13 protein-coding genes are annotated in these 18,444 nt (G+C 71.8%); 9 read left to right on the plus strand and 4 right to left on the minus strand.

The window, feature by feature from the left end:
- Positions 1-183 precede the first annotated feature (183 nt).
- The 3 genes from HNR25_RS00485 to fdhD all read left to right on the plus strand — a co-directional run bounded on the left by HNR25_RS00485 (position 184) and on the right by fdhD (position 4,164).
- Entirely contained in the window at positions 184-2,184 is a 2,001-nt protein-coding gene (locus HNR25_RS00485) for an NAD(P)H-dependent oxidoreductase subunit E (protein WP_184638628.1), read from the plus strand.
- Positions 2,185-2,193: 9 nt separating this feature from the next.
- Positions 2,194-3,135: a 2Fe-2S iron-sulfur cluster-binding protein gene (locus HNR25_RS00490; RefSeq protein ID WP_184632421.1), complete on the plus strand. Its 942-nt coding sequence runs from the start codon at positions 2,194-2,196 to the stop codon at positions 3,133-3,135.
- A 168-nt stretch (positions 3,136-3,303) separates the two neighbouring features.
- A complete protein-coding gene (fdhD, locus tag HNR25_RS00495; RefSeq protein ID WP_184632423.1) occupies positions 3,304-4,164 on the plus strand; it encodes a formate dehydrogenase accessory sulfurtransferase FdhD in 861 nt (286 codons plus the stop codon).
- A 224-nt stretch (positions 4,165-4,388) separates the two neighbouring features.
- On the opposite strand, the gene HNR25_RS00500 is transcribed toward fdhD, so the two are convergent.
- From HNR25_RS00500 to sucC, 4 genes are all read right to left on the minus strand, one after another.
- Positions 4,389-4,970: an HhH-GPD-type base excision DNA repair protein gene (locus HNR25_RS00500; protein ID WP_184632425.1), complete on the minus strand. Its 582-nt coding sequence runs from the start codon at positions 4,968-4,970 to the stop codon at positions 4,389-4,391.
- Positions 4,971-5,219: 249 nt separating this feature from the next.
- Complete coding sequence (locus tag HNR25_RS00505) at positions 5,220-6,767, minus strand: aldehyde dehydrogenase family protein (RefSeq protein WP_184632427.1); 1,548 nt, start codon at positions 6,765-6,767, stop codon at positions 5,220-5,222.
- Positions 6,768-6,923: 156 nt separating this feature from the next.
- Positions 6,924-7,802 (minus strand): succinate--CoA ligase subunit alpha, encoded by an 879-nt coding sequence (gene sucD / locus HNR25_RS00510; protein WP_184632429.1) that lies wholly within the window; start codon positions 7,800-7,802, stop codon positions 6,924-6,926.
- Between the two features lie 18 nt (positions 7,803-7,820).
- Positions 7,821-8,993, minus strand: a complete 1,173-nt coding sequence (gene sucC / locus HNR25_RS00515; RefSeq protein WP_184632431.1) for an ADP-forming succinate--CoA ligase subunit beta — start codon at positions 8,991-8,993, stop codon at positions 7,821-7,823.
- 224 nt (positions 8,994-9,217) lie between these two features.
- Between sucC and HNR25_RS00520 the strand changes: the two genes are divergently transcribed.
- From HNR25_RS00520 to HNR25_RS00545, 6 genes are all read left to right on the plus strand, one after another.
- On the plus strand, positions 9,218-10,588 hold the full coding sequence (locus HNR25_RS00520) for an MFS transporter (protein ID WP_184632433.1): 1,371 nt from the start codon (positions 9,218-9,220) through the stop codon (positions 10,586-10,588).
- A 340-nt stretch (positions 10,589-10,928) separates the two neighbouring features.
- On the plus strand, positions 10,929-12,617 hold the full coding sequence (locus HNR25_RS00525; protein ID WP_184632435.1) for a thiamine pyrophosphate-binding protein: 1,689 nt from the start codon (positions 10,929-10,931) through the stop codon (positions 12,615-12,617).
- 15 nt (positions 12,618-12,632) lie between these two features.
- A complete protein-coding gene (frc, locus tag HNR25_RS00530) occupies positions 12,633-13,862 on the plus strand; it encodes a formyl-CoA transferase (RefSeq protein WP_184632437.1) in 1,230 nt (409 codons plus the stop codon).
- 4 nt (positions 13,863-13,866) lie between these two features.
- On the plus strand, positions 13,867-16,008 hold the full coding sequence (locus HNR25_RS00535) for an acetate--CoA ligase family protein (RefSeq protein ID WP_184632440.1): 2,142 nt from the start codon (positions 13,867-13,869) through the stop codon (positions 16,006-16,008).
- Positions 16,009-16,228: 220 nt separating this feature from the next.
- Complete coding sequence (locus tag HNR25_RS00540) at positions 16,229-17,836, plus strand: Nramp family divalent metal transporter (protein ID WP_184632442.1); 1,608 nt, start codon at positions 16,229-16,231, stop codon at positions 17,834-17,836.
- On the plus strand, positions 17,836-18,417 hold the full coding sequence (locus HNR25_RS00545; protein ID WP_246463491.1) for a hypothetical protein: 582 nt from the start codon (positions 17,836-17,838) through the stop codon (positions 18,415-18,417). The genes HNR25_RS00540 and HNR25_RS00545 overlap by 1 nt, the downstream gene beginning before the upstream one ends.
- Positions 18,418-18,444: the final 27 nt, after the last annotated feature.

Raw genomic sequence — 18,444 nt, forward strand, 5'->3', positions numbered from 1 at the left:
GGACGCGGCGTCTGCGGATGCGCCTCCCGGGTGCCTGCCCCGCGCGGCGCAGGCGCTGCCACCTGCAGCACAGCACGCCGACACGGACGCGGACAGGGGGTTGCCCACGGGAGGAATGAAGCATACTGTAGCCCGTATACAAAGTCTGTGACCTGGCTTACATGATTCGAGGTGACCGGGGACGTGGACCTGCACTTCCTGGACGCAGTGCCCGAGGACGCCGAACGCGAGGCCGTGGACGCCGTCCTGGGTCCGCCGGATTCGGGATGGGACGGCGGCACCCGCCACGCGTCCGATCTGCGCTTCGCCGAGGGCGGCCACGTCGCCCGCGGCAGGCGCGACCTGCTGCTTCCGGCCCTGCACGCCGTCAACGACCGCGTGGGCTGGATCAGCCGGGCCGCGCTCGACTACATCTGCCGCCGACTGACGATCCCGCCGGCCGAGGCCTACGGCGTGGCGACCTTCTACGCCATGTTCGCACTCGAACGGCGCCCCCGCCGGGTGGTGCACGTATGCACCGACATCGCCTGCGCGGCAAAGGACTCCGCGAGCCTGTGCGCGCAGATGCGCGAGCGCGCCGGGGGGCCGGGCGGCGACGACGGGGAGTTCACCTGGCACGAGAGCCCGTGCCTGGGCCTGTGCGAACGCGCGCCCGCCGCGGTGTCACTGCAGGCCGGCGACCCGCCCCGCTACAGCGTCGCCGCCCCGGCACGCGCCGGCGAGATCATCCCCGAGCCGGGCGAGGTACCCGCCGGCGACACGCCCGCGGCCCCCGCGGCCGACGGACACGGCGCACCGGGCGACAGCCACGGGCCCCCGCTCGGCGGGGGCCGCCCGCAGCGCCGCACCACGTTCTCCCCCGACACGCTTCCCGGTCCCGCGCCCGAACCGCCGCCCCACGCCGCGGTCCCCCAAGCCGGCGACCCCGACCTCGTCCTGCTGCGCCGCATCGGCGTGGTCGACCCCACCAGCCTGGACGACTACCGCGCCAACGGCGGCTACGCGGCGCTCCGCGAAGCGATGCGCCTGGGGCCCAGCGGCGTCATCCGGGAGGTCGCCGACTCGGGGCTGGTCGGGCGCGGCGGCGCCGCCTTCCCGACCGGCCGCAAATGGGACGCAACCGCCAAACGACCCGAAACCCCGCGCTACGTCATCTGCAACGCCGACGAAAGCGAGCCGGGAACCTTCAAGGACCGGGTCCTCATGGAGGGCGACCCGTTCGCGGTCGTCGAGGCGCTGACCATCGCCGGCTACGCCAACAACGCCGCCGTCGGCTACATCTACATCCGCGGCGAGTACCCGCGGGCGCTGTGGCTGCTGGAGAACGCCGTCGAGCTGGCCCGGGAGCGCAACCTGCTGGGTACCGACATCCTCGGGTCCGGGTTCGACTTCGACATCGAGATCCGCCGCGGCGCCGGCGCCTACATCTGCGGTGAGGAGACCGCGATCTTCAACTCGATCGAAGGGCTGCGCGGCGAGCCCCGCAGCAAACCGCCCTTCCCCGTCGAGCGCGGCGTCTTCGGCAAACCGACGGCCATCAACAACGTCGAAACCCTGGTCAACGTACTGCCGATCGTGCTGCACGGCGGCCCCGCCTACGCCTCCGTCGGCACCGGCCGATCCACGGGCCCCAAGCTCTTCTGCGTCTCCGGCGCCGTCGAGCGCCCCGGCGTCTACGAGGTGCCCTTCGGCGCCGACCTGCGCGCGCTCATGGAGATGTGCGGCGGCGCGGGCACCGGCCCCGACGGAGCGCAGCGCCTACCGCGGGCGGTGCTGCTCGGCGGGGCCGCCGGCGGGTTCGTCCGCGGCGACGAGCTCGACATCCCCCTGACTCTGGAAGGCGCACGCGACGCCGGGGCCACCCTGGGCTCGGGCGTCATCCTCGTACTCGACGACGACGTCGACCTCACCGCGATCCTCGTGCGCATCGCGGCGTTCTTCCGCGACGAGTCCTGCGGCCAGTGCGTGCCCTGCCGGGTGGGCACCGTCCGGCAGGAGGAGGCGCTGGTGCGGCTCTCCCGGGAAACGGGGGCACGCGACACCGACCTGGCGCTGCTGCGCGAGGTCGGCGACGCGATGCGCGACGCCTCGATCTGCGGGCTGGGCCAGACCGCCTGGAACGCGGTCGAGTCGGCGATCGACCGGCTGGGCGCGTTCGGCCCGCAGGAGGAATCAACCCGTTAAGGAGGTCCGGTGAGCACACCGGTTGCTATTGGGACGCCTCGCCGCCTGGTCGAGGCCACCGTCGACGGGCGGCAGGTGCGCGTGCCCGAGGGGTCGACCATCCTGGACGCCTGCGAATCCGTCGGCACCGACGTACCGACCCTGTGCTACGGCGACACCCTCACGCCGCGCAACGCCTGCCGGGTGTGCGTGGTGGAGGTCGAGGGGGCGCGCACGCTCGTTCCCGCCTGCTCGCGCAGAATCGAAGACTCGATGTCGGTGGCCACCGACTCCGAGCGGGTCCGCCACAGCCGCAAGATGGTGCTGGAGCTGCTGGGCTCCTCCGTGGACCTGTCCACCACACCCGGCATCGCCGAATGGAACGAGCGCTACGACGCCCGGCCCGAGCGCTTCGGCCCGCGAGCCGAACCCGCCACCATGGGCGAGCGCGACGCCCGCCGCGCCGGGGAGCACACGGTCGGCGACGGCACGACCGCCGAGACCGTCGAGCAGCCCGTCAAGGACGACAACGATCTCTACGTGCGCGACTACGGCAAATGCATCATGTGCTACAAGTGCGTCGACGCCTGCGGCGAGCAGTGGCAGAACACCTTCGCCATCGGCATCGCCGGCCGCGGGTTCGACGCCGGGGTCTCCACCGAGCACGACCTGGCGCTGCCCGACTCCGCCTGCGTCTACTGCGGCAACTGCATCGAAGTCTGCCCCACCGGGGCGCTGATGTTCCGCTCGGAGTACGAGATGCGCCAGGAGGGTACCTGGGACGAGGAGAAGCAGTCCCAGACCACCACCGTGTGCACCTACTGCGGAGTCGGGTGCAACGTCACCCTCCACGTGCAGGAGAACGAGATCGTCAAGGTCACCTCGCCGCACGACAACCCCGTCACGCACGGGAACCTGTGCATCAAGGGCCGGTTCGGCTACCAGCACGTACAGCAGCGACGCCGCGACTGACACCGCGGCGGCCCATGCGGGGCCGCCGCAGCCGGGGCGGGTGCGATCGGACCGCGGTGCGGCGGCACGACTGAAACCCGGCCGGAGCGGGAACACCCCCCGCGTCCGGCCGCACCGACAGCACGCCGGGCGCGGGAAGCCCGGGCGCTTCCGGAAAGGGGCGGGTCCATGGGACGGGTCACGGTCCGCGAGCGGATCCTGCGCATCCGCGACGGCGCGGCGCAGGAGCGCGCCGACACCCTGGTGGCCGAGGAGCCGCTGGAGATCCGGATGAACGGCCGGGCGCTGACCGTCACGATGCGCACGCCCGGACACGATTTCGACCTGGCGGCGGGGTTCCTGGTCAGCGAGGGCGTCATCACCGGCGCCGACCAGATCTCGACCATCCGCTACTGCGCCGGCGCCACCGACGACGGCTCCAACACCTACAACGTCCTCGACGTCGCACTGGCTCCCGGGGTCGCGGTGCCCGAGGCGTCGCTGGAACGCAACTTCTACACCACCTCCTCCTGCGGCGTGTGCGGCAAGGCCAGCCTGGAGGCGGTCTCCACCGTGGCCCACTGGTCGGTCGCCGGCGACGAGGCGAACTTCGCGGTGCCGGTCCTGTCGCAGCTGCCCGACCGGCTGCGCGAGGCCCAGCGGGTCTTCGACCGCACCGGTGGACTGCACGCCGCCGGGCTGTTCACGCCCGAGGGGGAACTGCTCGCCGTGCGCGAGGACGTCGGCCGGCACAACGCCGTCGACAAGCTCGTGGGCTGGGCCCTGCGCGAGCACCGGCTGCCGCTGCGCGGCAGCGCGCTGATGGTCTCGGGGCGGGCTTCGTTCGAACTCGCGCAGAAGGCGCTGATGGCGGGAATCCCGATGCTGGCCGCGGTCTCCGCGCCCTCGTCGCTGGCCGTGGAGCTGGCCGCCGACTCGGGGCTGAGCCTGGTCGGATTCCTGCGCGGCGCCTCCATGAACGTCTACGCCGGCCGGCAACGGGTCACCCTGGAGACGGCGTCCGCGACGCCGATGGCGGCCCCGGGGTGACCCGCCGACCGGGCCGGTAGGCGCGAGACCGGCCGGCGTGCACCAGCCCCCTGCGCCGGCCGGTCCCGACATTCCCCGCGCCGGACACGGCGGCCCCGGTCCGGGAGACGACCGCCGAGTCGGGGCCGGCGAACAACGAGCCCGGGGTTTCACCGGTGTCCAAGCACTGCGCCGGCAAAAGCCGCGCGCTGGACGTGCCGGTTCCACGTGCGTCCGGCGCACCGCTATTGCGGTTTCGCCGCCTTCTTCGCCGCCTTCTCGCTCTTTTTGAAAGCGCGGACCTCGGCGAGGGTCTGCTCGTCGACCACGTCGGCGATGGAGCGGCGCGCGCCCTGTTCGCCGTAGGCGCCGGCCGCCTCGCGCCAGCCCGGCGCCTGCAGCCCGAACTGCTTGCCCAGCAGCGCCAGGAAGATCCGCGCCTTCTGGTCCCCGTAGCCCGGCAGCGCCTTGAGCCGCTTGAGCACCTCGCGGCCCTCGGGTTCGCCCGAGGTCCACAGCGCGGCGGCGTCGCCGCCGTAGTGCTCGACGAGGTAGCCGCACAGCGTCTGGATGCGGCCCGCCATCGAGCCGGGGAAGCGGTGGACGGCGGGCTGCCGGGAGCAGACCTCGGCGAACTCTTCCGGGGCGGTGGCGGCGATGGTCCCGGCGTCCAGGCCGCCCACCCGGTCGGCGATCTTCTTCGGACCGGCGAAGGCCACCTCCATCGCCACCTGCTGGTCCAGCAGCATCCCGATCAGCAGCGCCAGCGGATCCGACGCCAGCAGTGCGTCGGCTTCGGGTTCTTGGACGAGGTGCAACGACGTCATAGCCCCATGGTCCCAGCCGAGAGCCCTGACGGCACGCTCCGCGCCAGTGCGGTGGGGAAAAGCGGCGGAGGTCCGAGCGCTGGGAGCGGATCCGGCGGCGCGCCGCGGCGCGATCAGGCCGGCGGAGCCCGGTCGCTGTCGGCTGCGCCCGCGGGTCGCGGCGGTGGCCGCGCTGCGCGGAACCGGCCCGGCCGACGGCCCCGATGTCCCCGCCGGCCCGCACTGAGCGAGCCGGCGGGGCGGATCACCTCAGCCGCGGTCCGCGGGGACGTAGGTGTAGTCGGGGAAGTTGCCGGGCAGGCGCTCGCCGACCGGGCCGCGGGTGACGGCGTGGACCAGGAGCTTGCCACCCACGAAGGCGCCGCGCCAGGACGCGCCCCAGCCGCCGAACATCTCGTCGCGGTCGCCGCGCGAGCGCGGCCGGTTGATGCCGACCTTGAAGGCGCGGACCTCGTCGGCCAGCCGCGCTCCCAGGTCGGGGTCGTCGGTGGAGATGTTCGACACCAGGGCTCCGTTGCTGGCGTTCATGGCCGCCAGCAGCTCGGCTTCGGTGTCGACGAGCACGATGGAGTCGGCCGGGCCGAAGGGCTCGGCGTGGAACAGCGGGGAGGAGCGCGGCGGCTCCAGCAGGGACACCGGAGCGACGTAGGCGTCGGTGTTCTGGCCGGGCAGCAGGTGGGCGTCGTCGACCGACCCGCGGTACAGCGGCACCGCTCCGCCGGCGACGGCGTCGCCCACCTGGGCGGTGAGGTCCTTGGCTTTGGCGGCGTTGATGAGCGGGCCGAAGTCGAGCTCGGGCAGGTCGTCCCCGGGCGCGGAGACGGCCAGCGGGTGGCCGAAGCGCACCGAGTCCACCGCCGGCAGGTAGGCGCCGAGGAACCGGTCGAACAGGGAGCGCTGCACGACGAAGCGAGGATAGGCGGTGCAGCGCTGTTTCGCGTAGTCGAAGGTCGTGCGGACCTGTCCGGCGAAGGTCTCCCAGTCGCTGTATTCCCACACGCCCCAGCAGTTGAGCCCTTCCTGCTCCAGGATGTGGGGCTTGCCGAGGTCGGCGAGGTCGGCGGCGACCCGGCCGCCGGTGTCGCGGCCGCCGACGAAGGACACGCAGCCGATCTCGGGCGAGCGCACCAGCACCGGCGACAGGTTCCGTCCGCCGCCGCTGACCAGCGTGAAGGGCAGGCCTTCGCGCGCGGCCAGGGCCACGGCCAGGGTCAAGCACACCAGGCCGCCGTCGGTGGGGGTCTTGGCGACGGCGGCGTTGCCGGCCAGGGCCTGCACGCACATGGCGTGGGCCAGCACGCTCATCGGGTAGTTCCAGCTGGCGATGTTGCTGACCGGCCCCTCCAGCGGAGCGCGGCCCTGCATCATCTCCTCGATCTGCTCCAGGTACCACTCGGAGCCCGAGATCGCGCGGTCGACGTCCTGGCGGGCCAGCTTCCAGGACTTGCCGATCTCCCAGACCAGGGCGAGCGCGAGCGTGTCGCGGTGCTCGCTCCAGGCGTCGACGGCGGCGCGCACCCGCGCGCGGCGCTCCTGAAGCGGGACGACCCGCCAAGCGCGGTGCCGGTCGGCCGCCGCGCGCACCGCCGCCTCGGCGGTGTCGGGGTCGACCATGGGCGGGCCGGCGATCTCGGTGCCGTCGACGGGCGAGACGGCCAGGCGCGGTTCGCCGTCGGCGCGCCAGCGCCCGCCCCAGTGGTTGTGCACCCGGTCGGCGGCGAAGGCCTCGGGGGCGATCTCGCGGCAGCGCCGGTAGAGGGCGGTCCATTCGGTTCCGGGCTTGAGCATGAGCGTCATGGGATTCCCCTGGTGGTTGCGGTGCTGGGCGGATGCGGACCGCCGGCGGACCGCATCCGCCGGCTCGTGCGAGCCTGCCCCGGTTCCGGGTCCGCGGCTACGGCCGCGGCGGGTGTACTTCGGCGACTCTTCACGGTCTGTCGCGAGCGGCGATAATCACCACAGCGCCCGGGCGATCCCGGCCGCCTCGGTCGGGGTCGTGCCGACCTTGACGCCCGACGCCTCCAACGCCTCCTTCTTCGCCTGAGCCGTACCCGCCGACCCCGACACGATCGCCCCCGCATGACCCATCGTCTTACCCTCGGGCGCGGTGAACCCGGCCACATACCCCACCACGGGCGTGGACACGTGCTCACGCACATACTCCGCCGCCCGCTCCTCGGCATCCCCGCCGATCTCACCGATCATCACGATCGCATCGGTCTCCGGATCCGCCTCGAACGCCGCCAGCGCATCGATATGCGTCGTCCCGATCACCGGATCCCCACCGATCCCCACCGCCGTGGAGAACCCGATATCCCGCAGCTCATACATCATCTGATACGTCAGCGTGCCCGACTTCGACACCAGACCGATCCGCCCCGGCCGCGTGATATCGGCCGGAATGATCCCCGCATTGGACGCCCCCGGCGAAATCAACCCCGGGCAGTTCGGCCCCACGATCCGCGTCCGGTTCCCCGCCGACCGCGCATGCGACCAGAACGCCGCCGTATCGTGCACCGGAATCCCCTCGGTGATCACCACCGCCAGACCGATCCCCGCATCGACCGCCTCGACCACCGCCGCCCGAGCGAACTTCGGCGGCACGAACACCACCGTCACATCCGCCCCGGTCGCCGCCATCCCCTCGGCCACCGACGCGAACACCGGCACCGCACTGCCGTCGATATCCACCGCCGAACCGGCCTTGCGCGGATTCACCCCGCCCACGACACGCGTACCCGACGCCAGCATCCGCCGCGTGTGCTTGGTGCCCTCCGAGCCCGTCATGCCCTGGACCAGCACCTTGCTGTCCTTGGTCAGGAAAACAGCCATCGTCCTTCTTCCCCGCCTCTACTTCGCGGCCAGCTCCGCGGCCTGGGCCGCAGCGCCGTCCATGGTCGGGGCCTGCACCACCGCGGGGTGCCCGGCCCGGGTCAGGATCTCGCGGCCCAGCTCGGCGTTGTTGCCGTCCAGGCGCACCACCAGCGGCTTGGACACGTCGTCGCCGCGCGCCGCCAGCATCTCCAGCGCCTGCACGATGCCGTTGGCCACCGCGTCACAGGCCGTGATCCCGCCGAAGACGTTGACGAACACGCTCCGCACGTCCGCATCGCCCAGGATGATCTCCAGCCCGTCGGCCATCACCTCGGCCGACGCGCCGCCGCCGATGTCCAGGAAATTCGCCGGCTGCACCCCGCCGTGGGCCTCCCCGGCATAGGACACGACGTCCAGCGTGGACATGACCAGCCCGGCACCGTTGCCGATGATGCCGACCCGACCGTCCAGCTTGACGTAATTCAACCCCTTCTGTTCGGCACGGGCCTCCAGCGATCCGGATGCGCCGTCGTCGTGGAATGCGACGCGCTCGGGGTGGCGATCCAGGGCGTTGTCGTCGAGCGTGACCTTGCCGTCGAGGGCGAGGACGCGGCCGTCGGCGGTGCGGACCAGGGGGTTGACTTCGACCAGAGTGGCGTCCTCCTCCCGGGCCACCTCCCACAGCCGCTGCAGCACGGCCGCGGCGGGCGGGTGGACTTGCGGGGGCAGGCCCGCCTCGGCGCAGATCGCCAGGGCCGTGTCGCGGTCCAGTCCGCTCTGCGCGTCGACGGGGGTGCGTACCACGGCCTCGGGACGCCTCTCGGCGACCTCCTCGATCTCGACGCCGCCTTCGGCGGAGCAGATCGACAGGAAGCTCCGGTTGGCGCGGTCCAGCAGGAAGGAGGCGTAGTACTCCTCCGCGATGTCGCTCGCTTCCTCGATCAGGACGCGGTGCACGGTGTGCCCCTTGATGTCCATCCCGAGGATCCGCTCGGCCTTGGCGCGGGCGTCGGCGGCGTCGTCGGCGACCTGCACGCCGCCGGCCTTGCCGCGACCGCCGGCCTTCACCTGCGCCTTGACGACGACTTTGCCGCCCAGGCGGGCCGCACTGAGCTCGGCCTGCTCGGGCGAGGCGGCCAGCTGGCGCTCGGCCAGCGGGACCCCGCGGTCTCCGAACAGTTGCTTGGCTTCGTACTCGTAGAGGTCCACCGAGCCTCCTCGGCATCGCTGTGTGTTCCGGGACCCTCCCTCTACCGTGATACGCGAGATCGTATGCAGTATGCAATACCACGATGCGCGAGTCTCTGCCGCGGAAGACCGATCGCGCACCGCCGGCCGGCGTGAATCCACGAAAGAGATTCCCCGGCCTCTTCTCAACTTCGGTTCATCGACGCATACTGTATACGGTCCACTGACACTGTGAGGTGCGCCATATGAACCACCCGCCCGCCGCCACCGCACCGGCCGACCACCTGGCCTCGCCCTACGCGCCCCAGCGGCGCACCGGCGAACTGCACGACTGGAGCGGGCGCCGCTATGCGGTCGGGCGCCCGGCCCGCGAGCTGGCCGGATCCGCCCGCGCCGTCCCGGCGGCCCGGGCGGTCGCCGCGGTGTCGGCGATCGGCGTCCTGCAGTTCGGCTACGGCGCCACCGTTCCGCTGCTGACGGCCGCCCACGGTTGGAGCCCGGCGGCCGCACTGCTGCCCTTCGCGCTGTGGACGCTGATCCAGGGCGGCAGCGCCCGACCGATCGCGCGGCTGCGGGAACGCGGCCTGCTGTCCCCGGCGCGGGCGATCACGGTCGGCGCCCCGCTGTGCGCCGCCGCGCTCGCGGCCGTCGGCCTCGGCAGCGGACTCGTCGGGATGCTCCTCGCCTACGGCCTGGTCGGCGGGCTGGGCGCCGGACTCGTCTACCACTCCGGCGTGCACGTGGTCGCCGCCTGGTACCCCGAGCGCCCGACCGCCCCCGCGGTGTGGGCGGGGGCCGGTTTCGCGCTGGGCGCGGCCCCCCTGGTCGCCGGCCTGGCCCTGGCCCAGACCGCCCACCTCGCCGCCGCGCCGTGGCTGGGCGCCGTGCTGGCGTGCGCGGTGGGTGCCGCCGGGGCGGGGATCCGCACGCCGCCGCCGGGCTGGTGGCCGCCCGAGACCGATCCGCGCGACTGGGCACTGCGCCGGCGCGAGCCCGTGGCCTGCTACGACCACTCGGCCTCCCAGGCCTGGCGCAGCGGCGCCCTGCCCGGACTGCACGCGGTGGTGGCGCTGGCCGGCGCCGCCGCCCTGGTGGACCTGGCGGTACTACCGGTCCTACTGGCCCAGCACGGGATCCCTCCCGGCTCCACCGCCGCGGCACTGGCGGTGCTGGTGGCCTCCAGCGGCCTGGGCCGCGCCGCCGCCGGGCGCTGGGGCGAGCGCGTGGGCCGGCGGCGCTTCCTCGTCGCCGCGCTGGCCGCCGGCGCGGCCGCGCGGTTCGGCCTGGTCTGCGCCGCACTGACGGGATCGGGCGGCGCCCTGGTGCTGATGGCCGTGCCCGCGGGCGTCGGCGGGGGCTGCTGCTATCCGCTGACGCGGACTCTGGCCCAGGACTTCTTCGGCCACCGCGCCGACGCCGACATCCCCGGACTCGTCTACAGCGCCAAGGCGGTGGGCGGGATCGCGGGTGTGGGCGGCGCGGCGGCCCTGATCGCCCTGGCGCCGCACGCCGGGCCCGCGTTGTGCCTGGCCGGTGCGGGTGCGGCCGGTGCGGGCGCGGCCGCGGTCGCGGCCCGACTGCGGCGCCCGGTGCCCATTCGCACCCTTCCGCTCTAGACACCGGACGGGGGCTCGTTTGACGTCTTCTCGACCGTTGAAGGCCAAGATTCCAGCCTGCCGCTCGCACGGCTTCTGGCGAGTTCCCGCTTCAACGACCTGCGCCGGCACGGATGCGGGTCTTATCCGGCCTCCATCAGGCGTTTACCCTCTCCGCCCGTCCGGCGGCGAGCCACTGCAACGCCCGCTTGGTTTTCACGGGCAGTGATGACGCTACTACGAATCGGGAGCCCGATTCGCACGAATCCGAAAGCTAGAACACTTCCGCGGAAGACGGGTAGCCAGGTATCCATGAACGTCATACTGTATTCAGTATCCAAGCTAAGGAGGCGTTGATCAGATGACTGACGACACGGGTGCAGACACCACGATCTCCGGCGGCCACCTGGTCGCCAAGGCCCTCAAGGCCGAGGGGGTCGATGTGATCTTCACGCTCTGCGGCGGCCACATCATCGACATCTACGACGGTTGCGCCGACGAGGGCATCGACGTCATCGACGTCCGCCACGAGCAGGTGGCGGCCCACGCGGCCGACGGCTACGCGCGGGTGACCGGAAAGCCCGGATGCGCGGTCGTCACCGCCGGCCCCGGCACGACCGACTCCGTCACCGGCATCGCCAACGCCTACCGCGCCGAGAGCCCCGTGCTGGTCATCGGCGGGCAGGGCGCCCTCAGCCAGCACAAGATGGGTTCGCTGCAGGACCTTCCGCACGTCGACATGATCGGGCCCGTCTCCAAGTTCGCCGCGACCGTCCCGCACACCGAGCGGGTGGCCGACCTGGTCTCGATGGCGTTCCGGGAGTCGATGAACGGCGCCCCCGGCCCCTCTTTCCTGGAGATCCCGCGCGACGTCCTCGACGCCTCCGTACCCGCGGAATCGGCCCGAGTGCCCGAGGCCGGCCGCTACCGCGCCTCCACCCGCCAAGCCGGCGACCCCGACGCGATCGAGCGCCTGGCCGAGCTGCTGGTGCGCTCCGAACGCCCCAGCATCCTGCTGGGCAACCAGGTCCAGACCACCCACGCCACCGAGTCGGCCGTCGACCTGGTGCGCACCCTCAACGTCGCCGCCTACATGAACGGCGGCGGCCGCGGCACCCTGCCGCCGGGCGACCCGCACCACTTCCAGCTCTCGCGGCGCCACGCCTTCTCCAGCTCCGACCTGATCGTCATCGTCGGCACCCCCTTCGACTTCCGGATGGGCTACGGCAAACGGCTGTCGGCCGACGCCACGGTCGTGCAGATCGACCTCTCCTACGCCACGGTCGGCAAGAACCGCGACATCGACCTGGGCATCGTCGGCGACGCCGACGTCGTCCTGTCCTCGGTGCTGGAGGCGACCTCCGCCTACGGCGACAACGGGGCGCAGGGACGCAAGACCTGGCTGGAGGAGCTGCGCCAGGTCGAGAACACGGCGCTGGACAAGCGGGCGCCGCTGCTGGGCTCCGAGGCCACGCCCATCCACCCCTACCGCCTGGTCAGTGAGATCAACGAGTTCCTGACCGAGGACTCCATCTACATCGGCGACGGCGGCGACGTCGTCACCTTCTCCGGCCAGGTGGTCCAGCCCAAGGCCCCGGGGCACTGGCTGGACCCGGGCCCGCTGGGCACGCTGGGCGTGGGCGTGCCCTTCGTGATGGCCACCAAGTACGCCCGCCCGGACAAGGAGGTCGTCGCGCTGTTCGGCGACGGCGCCTTCAGCCTCACCGGGTGGGACTTCGAGACGCTGGTGCGCTTCGACATGCCCTTCATCGGGATCATCGGCAACAACTCCTCGATGAACCAGATCCGCTACGGCCAGGCCGCCAAGTACGGCGCCGACCGCGGCGAGATCGGCAACACGCTGGGCGACGTGCGCTACTCGGAGTTCGCCGCGATGCTCGGCGGCTACGGCGAGGAGGTCCACACACCCGACCAGATCGGGCCGGCGCTGCGGCGCGCCCGCGAATCCGGCACGCCCTCGCTGATCAACGTCTGGATCGACCCGGAGGTCTACGCGCCGGGGACGATGAACCAGACCATGTACAAGTAGGCGGTGAGGATCCACATGAGCAAGGCACTGGACGGGGTCCGCGTCCTGGACATGACCCACGTGCAGTCGGGGCCCTCGGCCACCCAGATCCTGGGCTGGCTCGGCGCCGACGTGGTCAAGCTGGAAGCGCCTTCGGGCGACGTCACGCGGCGCCAGCTGCGCGACCTGCCCGACGCCGACAGCCTCTACTTCACGATGCTCAACGGCAACAAGCGCAGCATCACGCTCAACACCAAGAGCGACGAGGGCCGGCGCATCTTCCTCGACCTGGTCAAGCGCAGCGACGTGCTGGTGGAGAACTTCGCACCCGGCGCGCTGGACCGGATGGGCTTCACCTGGGAGACGCTGCACGGGGCCAACCCGCGCCTGATCTACGCCTCGATCAAGGGGTTCGGCCCGGGCGCCTACGCCGGCTTCAAAGCCTACGAGGTCATCGCCCAGGCCATGGGCGGCTCGATGAGCACGACGGGCTTCGAGGACGGTCCCCCCACGGCGGCGGGCGCCCAGATCGGCGACTCCGGCACCGGAATGCATACAGTCGCCGGTATCCTCGCCGCGCTGTACCAGCGCACCAGCACCGGCACGGGGCAGCGGGTCGAGGTCGCCATGCAGGACGCGGTGCTCAACCTGTGCCGGGTCAAGCTGCGCGACCAGCAGCGCCTGACGCACGGCCCGCTCGACGAGTACCCCAACGCCGACTTCGGCGACGAAGTCCCGCGCTCGGGCAACGCCTCGGGCGGCGGGCAGCCCGGATGGGCGGTGCGCACCGCGCCCGGCGGGCCCAACGACTACGTCTACGTCATCATCCAGCCCACCGGCTGGGAGCACATCACCCGCATCATCGGCCGGCCCGAGCTCGCCACCGACCCCGAGTGGTCCACCCCGCAGGCGCGCCTGGACAAGCTCGACACGTGCTTCGGCCTCATCGAGGAGTGGTCGTCGTCGCTGCCCAAGTGGGAGGTGCTCGCCGCGCTCAACGAGCACGACATCCCCTGCGGGCCGATCCTGTCGACCCGGGAGATCATCGACGACCCCACGCTCAACGCCAACGGGATCGTCGCCACGGTCGACCACCCCCGCCGCGGCGCCTACAAGACCGTGGGCCTGCCCATCCGGATGTCGGACTCGCCCGCCGACGTCGGCCGCTCCCCCCTGCTCGGCGAGCACAACACCCAGGTCTACACCGACGAGCTGGGGCTGACCGCCGAGGACCTCGACGCCCTCAAGACGAACGGAGTGATCTGAGAAGATGACAACGGTATCCGGCTACGATCGCGAAGCCGTCCGCGCCGTGCTCGACCGGGCCCGCTCCGAGAGCCGCAGCGCGCTGACCGCCCCCGAGGGCAAGGAGCTCGCCGAGGCCTACGGCATCCCCGTCCCCCGCGAGGCGCTGGCCACCAGCGCCGACGCGGCGGTGTCGCTGGCCGTGGAACTGGGCCTGCCCGTGGTCGCCAAGATCGTCTCGCCCGACATCCTGCACAAGACCGACGCCGGCGGCGTCGAGGTGGGACTCTCCTCGGCCGAGGAGGTCGAGGCCGCCTACCGGCGCATCGTCGACAACGCACGGTCCTACGACCCCCGGGCGACGATCGAGGGCGTGCAGGTGCAGCAGATGGTGGGCGGGGGCACCGAGGTCCTCATCGGGGCCACCACCGACCCCACCTTCGGCAAGGTCGCGGTGTTCGGCCTCGGCGGGGTGCTGGTCGAAGTACTCAAGGACGTCTCGTTCCGCCTGGCCCCCGTATCGGCCGCCGACGCCCGCGCCCAGATCGGCGACATCAAGGCCGCCGAGGTGCTCGACGGCGTGCGCGGCGGCGAAGCGGTCGACACCGACCGCCTCGCCGACGTCATCACCCGGCTGTCGGACCTGGTCACCGACTTTCCCGAGATCTCCGAAGCCGACCTCAACCCGGTCTTCGCCTCGGGCACGGCCAGCGTGGCCGCCGACCTGCGCTTCGTGCTCGACTTCGACCCGGTCCAGCCGCCCGCGCAGTTCAGCACCGAGGAGATCCTCGCCTCGATGAACCGCATCTTCAAGCCGCGCTCCATCGCGGTCGTCGGCGCCTCCAACGAGCAGGGCAAGATCGGCAACTCGGTCATCCGCAACATCGTCGACGGCGGATACGCCGGGCAGGTCTATCCGATCAATCCCAAGGCCGACGAGGTCTACGGCCGCACCTCCTACGCCACCGTCGCCGACGCGCCCGCGGGCATCGACGTCGCGGTGTTCACGATCCCGGCCAAGCTCGTGCCCGCCGCGCTGGAAGAGGCCGGGCGCACGGGGGTGGCCGGCGCGATCCTCATCCCGTCGGGCTTCGCCGAGACCGGCGAGCACGAGCTGCAGGACGAGGTGCTGGAGGTGGCGCGCCGCCACGGCGTGCGGCTGCTGGGACCCAACATCTACGGCTACTACTACACCCCCGAGCACCTCTCGGCGACCTTCTGCACCCCCTACGACGTCGCCGGCGGCACCGCGCTGTCCTCCCAGTCGGGCGGCATCGGCATGGCCATCCTCGGATACAGCCGCAGCACGAGCACGGGCGTCTCGGCGATCGTGGGCGTGGGCAACAAAGCCGACATCGACGAGGACGACCTGCTGACGTTCTTCGGCCAGGACGACAACACCAACGCCGTCGCGATGCACCTGGAGGACCTCAAGGACGGCCGCGCCTTCGTGCAGGCCGCCCGCGAGGTGGTGCCCCGGAAGCCGGTGGTGGTGCTCAAGGCCGGCCGCACGTCGGCGGGCGCGCGGGCCGCGGGCTCGCACACCGGCGCGCTGGCCGGCGACGACAAAGTCTACGACGACATCCTGCGCCAGGCCGGCGTCGTGCGGGCGCCCGGGCTCAACGAGCTGCTGGAGTACGGGCGCGCGCTGCCGGTGCTGCCCACGCCCGCCGGGGAGAACGCCGTCATCATCACCGGCGCCGGCGGGTCGGGGGTACTGCTGTCGGACGCGGTGGTCGACAACGGCCTGTCGCTGATGGAGATCCCGCCCGACCTCGACGCGTCGTTCCGCGCCTTCATCCCGCCTTTCGGGGCGGCGGGCAACCCCGTCGACATCACCGGCGGGGAGCCGCCCTCGACGTATGCGAACACCATCCGGCTGGGCTTGGAGGACCCGCGGGTGCACGCGCTGATCCTGGGCTACTGGCACACCATCGTCACCCCGCCGATGGTCTTCGCCGAGCTGGTGGCCGACGTGGTCGGCCAAGCCCGCGCCGCCGGCATCGACAAGCCGGTCGTGGCGTCCCTGTCGGGCGACACGGAGGTCGAGGCCGCCAGCGCCCACCTGTTCCAGAACGGTGTGGTGGCCTACCCCTACACCACCGAGAAACCGGTCCAAGTGCTCGGCGCCAAGTATCGCTGGGCGCGCTCGGCCGGGCTACTCTGACCCGTGATCATCGTCGGGTAGCACCTGCCACACCCGGTGGCCGCCGAGCCGCCACGAAGCGGCCGCCGGGTACCCCGCCGCTGCGGCTTCCGCCAGAGCCGCGTCGGCGCAGATCCGCGACCATCCCGCCGGCCACGAGAAGGAGGTTGCGCGCGCAGGGGGGCGAATGAGGGGGCGAGACCAGCCCGCATCCGCGATCCAGCGAGGGAGAGCTCCACGCATGGACTCCTCAGACATCAACTCCGACCGGCCGCTGGGCCGTGATGACTCCCCCGGCACCGATGCGCCCGATGCGCAGGTGCCCGCACAGCGAGGCCCCTCGCCGGCAGAAGCCGGCGCCTCCGGCACCGGCGCCGCTGACACCGGCGCGTCCGAGGCCCCCGGAGAAGAACGCTATTGGAAAGCGGGGCGGCTGGAGCGGATGCCGATCCGCGCCCTGCCCGACGCGCCGCCCTCCGTCCACCTGCTGGGGCCGACGGTCTTCCTCGTCGCCCTGGGCGTGGGAATGGGCGAGTCCTACATGTGGCCGCGGCTGGTCCTGCTGTTCGGCCCCGAGATCCGGTGGCTGTTCCTCGTCGGCGTCAGCCTGCAGGCCGTGGTCATGCTAGAGATGTCGCGCTATGCGATGGCCACCGGCGAGAGCATCTTCTTCGGTGCCGCGCGCGTGTTCAAACCGCTGATGTGGTTCTTCTTCGTCACCGCGATGCTCGTCTACATATGGCCGGGCCACCTGTCAGCGGGCGCATCGGCCTTCGAACGGGTGAGCGGGATCCCCTGGCAGGCCACTGCGGTCACCGGCATGCTGCTGGTGGGCGTCATCTTCACGATGGCCAAGGTCGTCTACAACCTGCTGGAGAACGTCCTCTCCATCTGCATCGGCCTGCTGGTCGTGGGCACGTCGGTGGTGGCGGGCCTGGTCGGCAACCTGGCGGACCTCTCCAGCACCATCACCGGCATGTTCGCCTTCGGCTACATGCCCGACGAGGCGCTGAGCGCGGCGTGGTTCCCCGTCATCGTCGGCTCCATCGCCTTCGCCGGCCCGTCGGGCATGCAGCAGATGTGGTACACCCTGCACCTGCGCGACAAGGGCGCCGGCATGGGCTCCCACATTCCCCGCATCCGCGGCCTGGCCCACGCGGGCGAGCAGGAGACCATGCCCACCCGCGGCTTCATGTTCGACACCTCCGAGCCGGAGGAGATGGCCAAGTGGAAGGGCTGGCGCCGGTGGGTCACCTTCGACGCGTTCGTGCTCTTCTGGGGCATCACGATGCTGGTGACCGTCTCCTTCACCGTGCTCGCCCAGGCCTCGGCACGGTTCGACCCCGGGGTCGTGACGGTCATCCGCGACGGCGAACGCGACGCCGCGCTGGACGCGATGGCCGCCTCCTTCACCGCCGCCGGAAGCCCCGTCTTCGGCACCGTCTTCTTCCTGTTCATCTCCCTGATCGGCCTCAACGCCACGTTCGGCCTGTTCGACTCCTTCTCCCGCGGCCAGGCCGACATGACCTACTTCTTCGTCCCCGGCGCCCGACGTTTCAGCATGTCCAAGCTGTACGCGTTCTTCCTGTGGGGCGTCATCCTGTTCGGCATCGGCGTCCTGCTGTGGGGGCCGGCCGACGGCCCGGCGGGCATCCTGGACACGCTGGCGTTCCTGTCCACCTTCGCCATGGGCGCCTACTGCGTGACGCTGCTGCTGGTCAACAACCTGATGCTGCCCAAACCCATCCGGCCCGGCATCGTCACCAACCTGATCATCGCCTTCGCCGCGGTGTTCTACCTCGGCATGCTGTTCTACTCGCTGTTCGCCTACGGGGTGGTGGTGAGCTGATGAGCACCCGCACCACCGCAGCAGGGCCGATGCCCGCAGCGCTCCAGTACGCCGAGGTGTCCGTTCCGGGGGTGGGCGTCGGGCTGGTCGCCGGCGTCTTCGCCGCCGGAGTGGCGGCCATGGCCGGACTGCCCGCCGTGCAGATCGCGACGATCGCCGCCGGTCTGGGCCTGCCCCTGGCCCTGTTGGGAGCGGGCTACTGCATCCTGCTCGCCTTGGGCACGTTCGGGGTCGGCGCGCTCGGCCCGGTCGCCTTCTACTGGCTGGCCGGCTTCCCCCTGGCCCGGCTGACCGACCAGTACCTGGTCGCCGCCGTGCTCGGCCGCGACGAGGTACTGCGCGAGCCGCTGCTGTCGTTCCTGGCCTTCCAGGCGATGCTGAGCATGGGCTTCGCCATCGGGTTCCTGTGGCTGCACGAGCGGATCGCCCCCCACATGCTGATCCGCATCAAGGACCACAACCCCGTGGCCGCCGGCCTCGTCGGACGCTACGTCTCCCAGGCGACCGCCCTGGAGGAGCGGCGCGCGACCGCCACGCGGGAGCGTGCGGCCAAGCGGGGCCGCGGACGCGGCTCCCCCTGAGATGTAGTAAACCGGTCCCGGGCGCGT

Origin of the sequence: Streptomonospora salina, from assembly GCF_014204715.1 — a bacterium.
In the GTDB taxonomy this organism is placed as follows: domain Bacteria; phylum Actinomycetota; class Actinomycetes; order Streptosporangiales; family Streptosporangiaceae; genus Streptomonospora; species Streptomonospora salina.